The organism is Streptomyces sp. NPDC007189 (assembly GCF_040703635.1).
Lineage (GTDB): Bacteria > Actinomycetota > Actinomycetes > Streptomycetales > Streptomycetaceae > Streptomyces.
On sequence record NZ_JBEYEY010000004.1, the window covers coordinates 402,834 to 415,435 of the forward strand.

At 70.9% G+C, this 12,602-nt stretch carries 12 protein-coding genes; 8 read left to right on the forward strand and 4 right to left on the reverse strand.

The features are described 5' to 3' along the window. Positions 1–182 precede the first annotated feature (182 nt). The 4 genes from AB0950_RS11010 to AB0950_RS11025 all read right to left on the reverse strand — a co-directional run bounded on the left by AB0950_RS11010 (position 183) and on the right by AB0950_RS11025 (position 4,400). On the reverse strand, positions 183–1,214 hold the full coding sequence (locus tag AB0950_RS11010) for a LacI family DNA-binding transcriptional regulator (RefSeq protein ID WP_366778344.1): 1,032 nt from the start codon (positions 1,212–1,214) through the stop codon (positions 183–185). Continuing rightward, positions 1,211–2,116 carry a carbohydrate ABC transporter permease gene (locus tag AB0950_RS11015; RefSeq protein WP_366778345.1) on the reverse strand — a complete coding sequence of 302 codons (906 nt, stop codon included), beginning with the start codon at positions 2,114–2,116 and terminating at the stop codon, positions 1,211–1,213. The genes AB0950_RS11010 and AB0950_RS11015 overlap by 4 nt, the downstream gene beginning before the upstream one ends. Next, entirely contained in the window at positions 2,113–2,985 is an 873-nt protein-coding gene (locus AB0950_RS11020) for a sugar ABC transporter permease (RefSeq protein WP_360147151.1), read from the reverse strand. Before AB0950_RS11020 ends, AB0950_RS11015 begins: the two co-directional genes overlap by 4 nt. Before the next feature lie 98 nt (positions 2,986–3,083). Next, entirely contained in the window at positions 3,084–4,400 is a 1,317-nt protein-coding gene (locus tag AB0950_RS11025; protein ID WP_360146064.1) for an extracellular solute-binding protein, read from the reverse strand. Between the two features lie 236 nt (positions 4,401–4,636). Between AB0950_RS11025 and AB0950_RS11030 the strand changes: the two genes are divergently transcribed. From AB0950_RS11030 to AB0950_RS11065, 8 genes are all read left to right on the forward strand, one after another. Beyond that, positions 4,637–6,658, forward strand: coding sequence for a beta-galactosidase (locus AB0950_RS11030; protein ID WP_366778346.1), 2,022 nt, complete (start codon positions 4,637–4,639; stop codon positions 6,656–6,658). Between the two features lie 109 nt (positions 6,659–6,767). Further along, positions 6,768–8,330: a glycosyl hydrolase 53 family protein gene (locus tag AB0950_RS11035; protein ID WP_366778347.1), complete on the forward strand. Its 1,563-nt coding sequence runs from the start codon at positions 6,768–6,770 to the stop codon at positions 8,328–8,330. A gap of 634 nt (positions 8,331–8,964) precedes the next feature. Continuing rightward, positions 8,965–9,252 carry a helix-turn-helix domain-containing protein gene (locus tag AB0950_RS11040; protein WP_360146055.1) on the forward strand — a complete coding sequence of 96 codons (288 nt, stop codon included), beginning with the start codon at positions 8,965–8,967 and terminating at the stop codon, positions 9,250–9,252. A gap of 148 nt (positions 9,253–9,400) precedes the next feature. Further along, positions 9,401–10,387 (forward strand): SMP-30/gluconolactonase/LRE family protein, encoded by a 987-nt coding sequence (locus AB0950_RS11045; protein ID WP_366778348.1) that lies wholly within the window; start codon positions 9,401–9,403, stop codon positions 10,385–10,387. Between the two features lie 68 nt (positions 10,388–10,455). Then, positions 10,456–10,917, forward strand: coding sequence for a fluoride efflux transporter CrcB (gene crcB, locus AB0950_RS11050; protein WP_360146049.1), 462 nt, complete (start codon positions 10,456–10,458; stop codon positions 10,915–10,917). After that, the gene (locus AB0950_RS11055) at positions 10,914–11,294 is read left to right on the forward strand and encodes a DUF190 domain-containing protein (RefSeq protein ID WP_360146046.1); all 381 of its coding nucleotides are present in this window, start codon (positions 10,914–10,916) and stop codon (positions 11,292–11,294) included. Before crcB (AB0950_RS11050) ends, AB0950_RS11055 begins: the two co-directional genes overlap by 4 nt. Continuing rightward, the gene (crcB, locus tag AB0950_RS11060) at positions 11,291–11,665 is read left to right on the forward strand and encodes a fluoride efflux transporter CrcB (RefSeq protein ID WP_360146043.1); all 375 of its coding nucleotides are present in this window, start codon (positions 11,291–11,293) and stop codon (positions 11,663–11,665) included. The genes AB0950_RS11055 and crcB (AB0950_RS11060) overlap by 4 nt, the downstream gene beginning before the upstream one ends. Before the next feature lie 75 nt (positions 11,666–11,740). Then, complete coding sequence (locus AB0950_RS11065; protein WP_360146040.1) at positions 11,741–12,577, forward strand: undecaprenyl-diphosphate phosphatase; 837 nt, start codon at positions 11,741–11,743, stop codon at positions 12,575–12,577. The last annotated feature ends 25 nt before the right edge of the window (positions 12,578–12,602 follow it).

The following is a 12,602-nucleotide window of genomic DNA, read 5'->3' on the forward strand; positions in this document are numbered from 1 at the left end:
TCAGGTGCGTGGCCCGGCGGGTCTCTCCGCCGGTGCACTTCCGACGCACTTCACGCTAGGCCCGGGGCCCCCGCCTCGGCTTCTTCGATCCTGACCGCTTGCCCGGCTCCCGGCAACCCTGCTGGCCGCCCCGCACCTCGGTGCCCGCCGGCCACATCCCCGAAGACAGCCGTCGCGTCCGTTCAAGCCGACTCGCGCCGCACCAGCTCCGTAGGAAGGATCACCGCCGCCGGATCCTCCCCGCCGATCTGCGCGAGCAGCACCCGCACCATCTCGTTGCTGATCCGGTCCCACGGCTGCCGGATCGTGGTGAGCGCCGGGGTCGCGGCCGTGGCCGCGGGGGAGTCGTCGAAACCGCCGACGGCGATGTCGTCCGGCACCGTCCTCCCGGCCCGGCGCAGCGCCGCCAGCACGCCCTGCGCCATCAGGTCGGAGGCGACGAACACCGCGTCCATGTCCGGGGACCGCTCCAGCAGCCGCTCCGCGCCCGCCTCACCGCTCGCCCGGCTGTAGTCCCCGGAGACGATCAGGCTCTCGTCGGCGCCGATGCCCGCCTCGGCCAGCACCTCCTTGTACCCGGCGAGCCGCTCCACACCGCCGGGGGTGTCCAGCGGGCCGGTGACCACGCCGATCCGGCGCCGGCCGAGCGACAGCAGATGCCGGACCATGTCCCGGGCGCCGTCCCGGTCGTCCGCGGCCACGTAACTCACCTTGGAGCCGAGGCCGATGGGCTTGCCGCAGGCGACCAGCGGCACCCCCGCCTCCCGCAGCTCCTCCGCGACCGGATCACCCGAGTGGCTGGAGACCAGCAGTACTCCGTCGACGTGCCCGGCGGTGATGTACCGCATGATGCGCCGCCGTTCGTCCTCGGTGCCCGCGATCATCAGCAGCAGCGGAATGTCGTGCGAGGCCAGCGCCTGGGTGCAACCGCGCAGCAGGACATTGAAGTTGGGGTCCTCGAAGAACCGCTCCTGCGGCTCGGTCAGCAGGAAGCCCACCGAGTCCGAGCGGCCGGTGATCAACGACCGGGCGTGCCGGTTCACGACGTAACCGGTCTTGCGGATGGCGGCGTTGACCGCCTCCTGGGCGGCGGGGCTGACGTAGTGGCCACCGTTGAGCACACGCGAGACGGTGCCGCGCGAGACACCCGCCTCGCGCGCCACGTCGTGGATCGTCGGCGGCCTGCGCCGGCCCCCCGCATTGCTCATGGTCATGACTTTACGGCCCCGGACAGCAGATCCAGGCTCCAGAACCGTTGAACGACCAGGAACAGCGCGATCAGCGGCAGCACCGCGAGGAACGCGCCCGTGATCACCAGTGTGTACAGCGCCGGCGTGTTGGAGCCCTGTTCCAGCAGCGTGTACAGACCCAGGGTGAGCGGGAACTTCTCGTCGTCGCTGAGCATGATGTACGGCAGCAGGAAGTTGTTCCACACCGCCACGAACTGGAACAGGAACACCGTGACCATGCCGGGGATCATCATCGGCAGCGCGACGCGGGTGAAGATCCGCCACTCGCTCGCCCCGTCCATCCGCCCGGCCTCCACCACGTCGGCGGGGACGGCGGCGGAGGCGTAGATCCGGGACAGGTAGACGCCGTACGGGGAGAGGATCTGCGGCAGCAGCACGGACAGATAGGAGTCCGTGAGGTCCGCCTTGGCCAGCAGCAGGTACTGCGGGATGGCGAGGATCACCGGCGGCATCAGGACGCCCGCGAGCAGGATGTTGAACATCGTCTCGCGGCCCTTGAAGCGGTAGGTCGCGAGCGCGTAGCCGCTGAACGCCGAGACGGCCGTCGACACCAGCGCGCCGAGACCGGCGTACAGGGCGGAATTGCCCATCCACTGCCAGTAGATGCCGCCCCGGTAGGCGTTCAGGTCCTTGATGTTCTGCGTGAACCCGGTGCCCGGCAGGAACGTGAAGGTGGAGAACAGCTCGCGACCGGACTTGGTGGACGCGATCACCACCCACGCGACCGGCAGGAGGGTGTAGACGGCGCCGATCAGCAGGGTGATCGTCGGGACGAGCGCGATCCGCCGGCGCAGGGGCGGCCCCTGCGCCGTCCCCGGGGTGGTGCCGGCGGCCGGGGCGGCCTTGCGGACGGCGAGCGTGCTCATCGTGCCTCCTGCTTGTTGCGGCGGTTCGCGGCCCGCAGGAACCCGAAGGACAGCACCAGGGTGGCCAGCGCGATCAGGGTGGCCTCGGCGGCGGCCGAGTAGACGTCGCCCCGGTGGAAGGCGTCCTGGTACACCTTCATCAGCGGACTCCAGCTGGTGTTGACGGAGTTGGTGAGCGGCTTGAGCGTGGTCGGCTCGTTGAACACCTGGAGCGTCGCGATGATCGAGAAGAAGAAGGTCAGCACCAGCGAGGGCGCCACCATCGGAATCTTGATCCTCAGCGCGATCTGCAGCGGGGTGGCGCCGTCGAGCTTCGCCGCCTCGTACACCTCGGCCGGGATCGACCTGAGCGAGGTGTAGATGACGACCATGTTGAAGCCGGTGCCGCCCCAGACCGCGATGTTCGCGAGGGCCAGGTAGAGCGGGCCGCCGTCCAGCAGGTCGGGCTGCGGCAGGTGCAGCTTCTGCAGGACGTAGAAGAAGGGGCTGACGGAGGGCAGATAGAGGAAGCCCCACATCAGCGCGGCCACCACGCCGGGGATGGCGTACGGCAGGAAGATCGCGAGCCGGGTGAACGGGGCGAGCCGCACCTTCTCGGAGTCCAGCATCAGCGCGAACAGCAGCGCGAGGCCGAGCATCACCGGGACGACGACGCAGCCGTAGCCGAGCACGCGCAGCGCTCCCTGCAGCAGTTCGCTGTCGTGGAAGGCGTCGGTGTAGTTCTCGAAGCCGGCCCACACCTCCTTGCGGGCCCCCGACCCCAGGCCGAGCCCGGAGACGTGCACCTTGCGGAAGCTGAGCCACAGCGCGTACCCGATGGGCAGCGCGAAGAAGAGGGCGAAGAGGACGGTGGCGGGGAGGAGGAACACATAGGGGGCGCTTCGCGCGCGTTTGAGGGTGGCGGCGGGAGACGGGTGGGCGTACGGGGCCCCCTTGACCCCGTACGACCTCCGGCTGGTGGCGCTGCTCACTGGGAAACCCCGAAGCCCTGCTTCTTCAGGTCGGCGACCGTGGCGTCCTGCATCGCGTTCAGGGCGGCGGTGAAGTCCGACTTGCTCTTGGCGGCGGCGCCGAAGGCGTCGTTGAAGGTGGCGTAGGCGACGTTGACGTTCGGGCCCCACGCGGAAGGCGCCGTGGTCTTCGCTATGTCGGCGGCCTTGGTGTAGAAGTCCGGCTGGTCGGAGAAGAAGGCCGGCGGCTTGGTGAAGGCGCCGCTGAGCTGGGCGGAGGTGGAGGCCGGGTAGATGCCGCCCTCCTTCGCCAGCGCGTTCAGCGCGCTGGGGTCGGTGTTCAGCCAGGCCGCGAACCTGGCCGCCGCCTCCTTGTGCGCGGAGTCGGTGGTGACGGCCGTGGAGGAGCCGCCCCAGTTGCCGGTCACGTCCTGGTCCGCCGACCACTGGGGGAGCGGGGCCATGGCCCACTTGCCCTTGGTGTCCGGCGCGGCCGTGGTCAGCGTGCCCGGCGCCCACACCGCGCTGACCCAGGCGATCTCCTGGCCCGTGTTCATCGCCTTGTTCCAGGCCGGCTGGTACATCGGCTGGTTGTCGATGACGCCTTCCTTGACCAGCCCGCCCCAGAACCGGGCGACCTTCCGGGTGGCCGTGTCGTTGATGGCGACCTTCCACTTCTGGCCGGAGGTGGTCCACCACTTGGCGCCGGCCTGCTGGGACAGCCCCGCGAAGAGCCCGGCGTCGCCCGCCGAGAAGGTGGTCAGGTACTTGTCCGGGGCCTTCTTCTTCAGCGCGCGGGCGGTCTCGGCGAACTGCTGCCAGGTGGTGGGGACCTTCAGGCCGTACTTCTTGAACAGGTCCGCGCGGTAGTAGAACATCATCGGGCCGATGTCCTGGGGGACCGCGTAGACCGCGTCCGTGCCGAGGGTGGTCTGCTGCCAGACGCCGTCGGCGAACTTGCCCTTGACACCGGCGACTTCCTTGGAGATGTCGGCCAGCGCGTCATTGCTGACCAGCGTCGGCAGCACCTGGTATTCGGCCTGCACCAGGTCCGGGGCCTTCCTCGCCTTGTGCGCGGTGAGGATCTTGGTGATCAGCGAGTCGCCGGACGCCTGCTTCTTCACCGTGACGCTGATCTGCTCCTTCTTCCCCGGCCCCTTGTTCCACAGGTCCACGACCTTGTCCATGCCGGGTGCCCAGGTCCAGTACGTCAGCGAGACCGGACCGGACTCGGCCTTGCTGTCGTCCCCGGAGCCGCAGGCGGCGAGGGTGGTCGCGCCGAGCGCGACGGCGAGGGCGGTTGTCACGAGGCGGCGGCGCTTCGTGTGCGGCATGGTTTCTCCCCTGACCAGGGTCCCCGCCCGCTGCGGAGACCTCCCCTGCGGATGTGCACGTTCACATGACCCGGCTGCTCGCACTGGGAGAGCCCCTGCCATGCTTCTGTGAGCGTTCACAGTAGAGAAACATCCCGGACACTTGTCAATGGTTGTTGCTGTGCGGTTATGTTGGGCTCGCACCGCCGATGCTGTGTGTGCACGTTCCCAAATGATCGATTTTTCGGGAGAGATCCATGCCGGACACCAGCCCCAGGGGCCTCGCGAGGCTCGCCTTCGGCGGGGACTACAACCCCGAGCAGTGGCCGGAACACGTCTGGCAGGAGGACGTCCGGCTGATGCGGGAGGCCGGCGTGACGATGGTCAGCGTCGGGATCTTCTCCTGGGCCCTGCTGGAGCCCGCACCGGGGACGTACGACTTCGGCTGGCTGGACCGGGTCTTCGGCCTGCTGCACGAGAACGGCATCCGCGTCGACCTGGGCACGCCCACCGTGGCGCCGCCCGCCTGGTTCTACCGGGCGCACCCCGAGGCGCTGCCGGTGACCGCCGAGGGCATGCGCTACGAGTTCGGCTCGCGCGGCGCGATCTGCCACAGCAACGCCCACTACCGCGCCGCCGCCGCGGCCATCACCACCAGGCTCGCCGAACGCTACGGCGACCATCCCGCGCTGGCGCTCTGGCACGTCCACAACGAGTACGGCGTCCCCGTCTCGGCCTGCTACTGCGACTCCTGCGCCGCGCACTTCCGCCGCTGGCTGACGGACGCCTACGGCACCGTGGACGCGGTCAACGAGGCCTGGGGAACCGCATTCTGGGGCCAGCACTACACGAGCTTCGAGCAGATCAACCCGCCCCGGGCCACCCCGACCGTCGGCAACCCGAGCCAGGCCCTCGACTACAAGCGGTTCACCGACGCCACCATCCGGGAGAACTTCCGCGCCGAACGCGACATACTGCACCGCCTGTCACCGGGCGTCCCGGTGACCACCAACTTCATGACCGCCCTCAGCCAGTGCGACTCCATGGACTACTGGGCCTGGGGCCGCGAGGTCGACCTGGTCACCAACGACCACTACCTGATCACCGACGGCCGCCGCACCCACGTCAACCTCGCCATGGCGGCCGACCTCACCCGCTCGGTCGCCGGCGGCGCCCCCTGGCTGCTCCTGGAGCACTCCACCTCGGGCGTCAACTGGCAGCCCCGCAACCCCGCCAAGGCCCCCGGCCAGATGGCCCGCAACTCCCTGGCGCACGTGGCCCGCGGCTCCGAGGGCGCCATGTTCTTCCAGTGGCGCCAGTCCCGGCGCGGCGCCGAGAAGTTCCACTCGGCGATGCTGCCGCACGGCGGCACCGACACGCGCGTGTGGCGCGAGGTGGTCGAACTCGGCGCGTCCGTGGAGTCGTTGAGCACGATCCGCGGCACCCGCACGGAGGCCGACGTGGCCATGCTCTGGGACTGGCAGTCGTGGTGGGCGCAGGCCCTGTCCTGGCGCCCCAGCCAGGACCACGACCCGCGCGAACGCGCCGACGCCTTCTACGAGGCCCTCTACGACCGCCACCTCACCGTCGACTTCGCCCACCCGGAAGCCGACTTGTCGGCCTATCCCCTTGTCGTCGTACCGGCCCTGTACCTGATGACGGAGGCGGCCGGGAACAACCTCACCGAGTACGTCGACCACGGCGGCACGCTCGTGGTGTCGTACTTCTCCGGCATCGTCGACGAGCACGACGCCGTGCACGAGGGCGCCCACCCGGGTGCGCTGCGCGACGTCCTCGGCCTGACGGTGGAAGAGTTCTCGCCGCTGCTGGAGGACGAGCGGGTACGGCTCGCCGGCCCCGACGGCTGCGAGCTGAGCGGGGACGTGTGGACGGAGTTCGTCGTGCCGCGCGGCGCCGAGACCGTGTGGCGGTACGCCGACGGGCTCACCGCCGGCCGCCCGGCCGTCACCCGGCACCGGCGCGGCCGGGGCACCGCGTGGTACGTCTCCACCCGCCTCGACGCCCAAGGCCTGGACGCCGTCCTCGGCCGGGCGGCCGGCGACGCCCGGATCGCCCCGCGCGACGACCTGCCCCGGGACGTCGAAGTGGTCCGCCGCAGCGGCGAGTCCGGGACCTACCTCTTCGCGATCAACCACACCGCCGGCGACACCAAGGTGCCGCTGGACGCGCCCGGCACCGAGCTGCTGACGGGCGAACGCGCCGCGGGCCGCCTTCCGGTCCCGGCGGGGGCCGTCCGGGTCGTACGACTCGACGGCTGAGCAGGCTCCCCTCCGTCCGCGTGCGCCACGAGAGCCGCGGGCGGAGGGGTTCTCCTCCAGCCCCCACCGGAGGACCCCCACCCCGTTCACGTCGAAGGGACGACGGACGATGAAGTTCCATCCCAGACGCACCATCAGAGTCCTGCTTCTGCCGGTCGCGGCCGGGCTCGCCCTCACCTTCCTGCCCGCCCAGACCGCCTCCGCCGCGAGCACGCTCACCAACGGCGGGTTCGAGGCGGACGGCACCGGTGCGGCCACGCCCGCCGGCTGGTCCGAGTACGGCGACACGGGCGCCTCGTACACCGAGTCCGGCGGGCACGGCGGCAGTTACCGCCTCACCCACTACTCCGCTTCCGCCTACAAGGTGGAGACGTACCAGTACCTGTCGGGCCTGACCAACGGCAGCTACACGTTGACCGCGTGGGTCCGCTCCAGTGGTGGACAGAACGCCGCGTACATAGCGCTCAAGAATTGCGGGAGTGCGGAGCAGCGCACCGATCTGCCCGTCTCGTCCAGTGGGTGGATCAGGATGGTCACCCCGATCAAGGTGACCAGTCATCAGTGCACCGTCAGCGTCAACAGTGACGCGAACGCCGGCAACTGGATCAACGTTGACGATCTGACCTTCACGTCCGGCACCACCGGGACCTCCATCCACGGCGCCGACATCTCCTCCCTCGCCAAGAGCGAGGCCAAGGGCGGCGTCTACAGGACCGCCTCCGGCACCACCGGCGACGCCCTCGCCGTCCTGAAGTCGTACGGCATGAACTACGCCCGGCTGAAGGTGTGGGTGAACCCGGCCGACGGCTTCAACGACAAGACGCACGTCCTCGCCATGGCCAGGCGGATCAAGGCCCAGGGCATGAAGCTGCTGGTCGACTTCCACTACTCGGACAGCTGGGCCGACCCGGGTCAGCAGAACAAGCCGGCCGCCTGGGTGGGCCATACATACAGTCAACTCAAGACGGACGTCTACCAGCACACGTACGACGTGTTGAACGCCTTGAAGGCTCAAGGCACCACCGCCGACATGGTCCAGATCGGCAATGAGATCAATGCCGGCATCCTGTGGTCGGAGGGATCCACGGACAACTGGAGCCAGCTCGCCGGACTGCTCAACTCAGGCTACGACGCCGCCAAGGCGGTCGGCTCCTCCACGGTCGTCGCGCTGCACCTGGCCAAGGGCGGGGACAAGGCCGGCACCGAGTGGTGGTTCGACAACGCGGTCGCGCACGGCGTGAAGTTCGACGCGATCGGCCTGTCCTACTACGGCTACTGGCACGGCCCGCTCGCCGACTTCCAGACCACGCTGGACGACGCGGCCTCCCGCTACGGCAAGCCGGTGTTCGTCGCCGAGACGGCCTACCCGTTCACCCTGGCCCAGGACGACTCCCTGGAGAACCAGATCGACACCACCGGTGAGCTGGTCTCCGGCTACCCGGCGACCGTGGCCGGCCAGACCAAGTGGATGAACGACGTGGCGAGCATCGTCGAGGCCGTACCGGACCACCGCGGCCTCGGCGTCTTCTACTGGGAGGCGACCTGGACCGCCGTCCCCGGCAACGGCTGGGACCCGACCGACGCCGGCTCCGGCAACGGCTGGGAGAACCAGGCCCTGTTCGGCTACGACGACAAGGCGCTCTCCTCCATGACGTGGTTCGGCCACCGCTGAACCACCCCGGCGGGGCCCGGCTGCAAGGGGCGGCCGGGCCCCGCCCTTCTCCGGATCAGCGTCCCGGCCCCGCCGCTTCTCCGGATCAGAGGCCCGGCTCCGTCGCTTCTCCGGGTCACCGGCCGGGCCCCGCCCTTCTCCGGATCAGAGGCCCGGCTCCGTCTCTTCTCCGGATCACAGGCCCGGCTCCGTCGCTTCTCCGGGTCACCGGCCCGGCCCCGCTCCTTCTCCGGGTCACCGGTCCGACCCCGCTCCTTCTCCGGGTCACCGGCCGGGCCCCGTCTCTTCTCCGGCTCGCAGGCCCGGCCCGTCTCTTCTCCAGATCACCGGCCCGACCCAACTCCCCCTCCGGGTCACCGGCCGGGCCCCGTCTCTTCTCCGGCTCGCAGGCCCGGCCCTCTCTCTTCTCCAGATCACCGGTCCGACCCCGCCCCTCCTCCGGGTCACCGGCCCCGCCCCGTCTCTTCTCCGGCTCGCAGGCCCAACCCCCGCCGTTCTTCCGGCGCGCACCGGCCCGCCCCGGCCGTACGGCGGTGGGGTACCGGACAACGACCGCCGAGTCCCGGCCGCGGCGGAGTCGCCGGCGGCACAGTGGGAAGACTGCGTACGAGGAGGCCGGGACGGAGGCGGACGGATGATGGGAACCCCCTCGGGCCGGATGCGGCGGACGATCCTGGAGTGGCTCAAGGACCCGGCGGCCCACTTCCCGGCGCCCCGTGGCCGCGACCTCGCCGAGACGGGCGTCACCGCGCGGGCCGTCGCCGCAAAGCTGGGCGTGCCGCGCCGGACCGCGCTCGCCCATCTGGACTTCCTCACCCGGCTCGGCGTGCTGCGCACCCGCCGCGGCTACTGCCGCACCTACTACCGGCGCGACGAGATCCGCATCGCCGAGGTGGCCCGGGTCTTCGAGAAGGGCTGGTGACGCACGCCCGCTGTGCCGCGCGGAGCCGCGGTGAACCGGCCGCCGCCCGGCGCGCCGTACGGGCCCGCCCGCACCACCGCCGCGCGAAGGACCGGCGAGCAGGCGGCGGGCCGGAGATGATGGGCCGACCGACGGAAGGGGACCGCACATGGACCGACCCACGGCACTCGTCCCGCTGCACTACGTCTCCCTGGGCGGGCACGGCCCCGAGGACGTGGCCGTCGACGCGCACGGCCGGGTGCTGACCGGAGTGGCGGACGGCCGGATCCTGCGCGTCCACCACCTCGGCGACCCGCGGACGGCCCGCGTGGAGGTGCTGGCCGAGACCGGTGGCCGTCCCCTCGGGCTCGAACCGCTTCCGGACGGCGGCCTGTTGGTGTGCGACGCGGAACGCGGCCTGCTCCGCGTCGACCCAGACCCAGACCCCGGCAGCGTCACCGGCACCGGCCGCACGGTCCGCGTCCTCGCGGACTCGGTGGCGGGGGAGCCGCTCCGCTTCTGCAGCAACGCCGTCGCCCTGCCGGACGGCACCGTGTACGTCACCGTCTCCAGCCGCCGCTACCCGCTCGACCAGTGGATCGGCGACATCGTCGAGCACACCGGAACCGGGCGGCTGCTGCGCGTTCCGCCCGAGGGCGGCGAGCCCGAAGTCCTGCTGGACGGGCTGCAGTTCGCCAACGGCTTGGCCGTCGGCGCCGACGGCTCCTTCCTGGTGATCGCCGAGACCGGCGCCTGCCGGCTCACCCGGTACCACATCACCGGCCCGCGCGCCGGTCACGCCGACCTGTTCGCCACGCTCCCCGGCATGCCGGACAACCTCTGGCGCGAGGGTCCCGGCGGCCCGCTGTGGGTCGCGCTGCCCAGTCCCCGGGTCCCTCCGCTGGAGCTGCTGCACCGCGCCTCGCCCGCCGTGCGCGGCGCCGCCGCCCGGGCCGCCGTCCACGCGCCGTACCGGCCGAGCGGGACGATCGGCGTGATGGCCCTCGACGACGCCGGACGGACCGTGGCGCACCTCACTCGCCGCCGCTCCGGCTTCCGCATGGTCACCAGCGTCTGCGCGACGGGGGACCATCTCGTACTCGGTAGTCTCTGGGAGCCCGGCGTCGCGGTCTGTGTGCGGCCCGCCGCCCGCTGACCCGGCGGTAGGCTGGTGCCCGGCCATGATCACCCGTTCGGGGCAGGCCCAAGAGGAGACGTACCAGCATGACAGCCCCGGAAGCCGAGAGCCTCCGTGTCGGCCCCGGCCCACGGCGGCGGTCCGAGTGGCGCAGCCAGGCGCCCGTCGTCGCGGTGGTCGCCCTGGGCGGCGCCGTCGGCGCCTGCGCCCGTTACGGCCTCGCCCTCGCCCTTCCCGCAGCGCCCGGCGGCTTCCCGTGGGCCACGTTCTGGGCCAATGTCACCGGCTGCGCGGTGATCGGTGTCTTCATGGTGCTCATCACCGAGGTGTGGGCCGCCCACCGGCTGATACGCCCCTTCTTCGGCACCGGTGTGCTGGGCGGCTACACCACCTTCTCCACCTACGCCGTCGACATCCGCAGGCTGGCCGACGCGCACCGCCCGGGCCTCGGGCTCGCCTATCTCGCCGCGACGCTGTGCGCGGCCCTCGCCGCGGTGTGGCTGGCCTCGGCGGCCGCCCGCCGGGTGCTGATCGGGAGGCAGCGATGACATCACTGACCGGCCGGGCCGTCAGGCTCACCGTCTACATCGGCGAGGACGACACCTGGCACCACAGGCCCCTCTACTCCGAGATCGTGCACCGCGCCCACGCGGCCGGACTCGCCGGGGCGAGCGTCTTCCGGGGCATCGAGGGCTTCGGCGCCTCCTCCCGCATCCACACCTCCCGCCTGCTGTCCCTGAGCGAGGACCTGCCCGTGGCGATCGTCGTCGTGGACACCGAGGAGCGGGTACGGGCCTTTCTGCCGCAGCTCGACGAACTCGTCGGCGAGGGGCTCGTCACCCTTCAGGAGTGCGAGGTCGTCCGGTACGTGGGGCGCTCCGGCGACCCCGGGGGCGCGCGCGGGAAGGGTGAGAAGTCGTCGTGAACTGGCTGCTGGTCATCGCGGGGGCCATGGTCGGCGCACCGCTGCGTTATCTCACCGACCGTGCCGTGCAGGCCCGCCACGACTCCGTCTTCCCCTGGGGCACCTTCGTGGTGAACGTCACCGGCTCGCTGATCCTTGGCCTGCTCACGGGCGCGCTCTCCGCCGGGGCGGCCGGGCCGCATACGCAGTTGCTGGTGGGCACCGGGTTCTGCGGAGCGCTGACGACGTACTCGACGTTCTCCTACGAGACCCTGCGGCTGGCCGAGGCCGGCTCCGGCGCCTACGCCGCCGCCAACGTCCTGGGAAGCCTCGCGGCGGGGCTCGCCGCCGCCTTCGCCGGTGTCTCGATCGCCGGGGCCCTGTGGGCCTAGGCGCTTGCCAGGGCGCCGGGCGCAGCAAGTACTGTCTACAGCAATGTCGACCAACTCTCCTCAGAACTGGATCCCATGAGCGCCATCTCCGTCGGTCAGGCCGTCGTCCTCGGAGTCGTCGAGGGGGTGACCGAGTTCCTCCCGGTGTCCTCCACGGGGCACCTGAAGATCGCCGAGGGGCTCATGAACATCCCCGTCGACGACAAGTCCGTCGTCGGTTTCTCCGCCGTCATCCAGGTCGGCGCCATCGCCGCCGTGCTCGTGTACTTCTTCAAGGACATCAAGCGGATCGTCTCCGCATGGTTCCGCGGTCTGACCAACCGCGAGGAGCGCTACCACCACGACTACAAGTTCGCCTGGTGGGTCATCTACGCCACGATTCCGATCGTCCTGGTGGGCCTGGCCGCCAAGCCGCTGATCGACGGTCCGCTGGCCTCGCTGTGGGTGGTGGCCGGTTCGCTGATCGCCGGTTCGGCCGTGATGTGGTGCGCGGACCAGATGGGCCGGCACAAGCGCGGCGAGGACGACACCTCGTTGAAGGACGCCATGTGGGTCGGCTGCTCGCAGATCCTCGCCCTGCTCTTCCCCGGCTTCTCCCGCTCCGGCGCCACCATGTCCACCGCGCTCATCCTGGACCTCGACCGCGTCGCCGCCACCCGCCTGTCGTTCTTCCTCGGTATCCCCGCCCTGACCGGCGCGGGCCTGTACGAGCTCAAGGACGCCCTCGGCGCGGGCGTGGGCGCCGCCCCGCTGGCCGTCGGCACGATCGTGTCGTTCGTCGTCGCCTACGCCTCCATCGCCTGGCTCCTGAAGTTCGTCGCCAAGCACTCCTTCAACGCGTTCGTGATCTACCGCATCGTCATCGGCGTGGGCCTGCTCGGCCTGCTGGCCGCGGGCACGCTCAACGCCTGACGGAAGCCCTCCTGGTCACCCACGG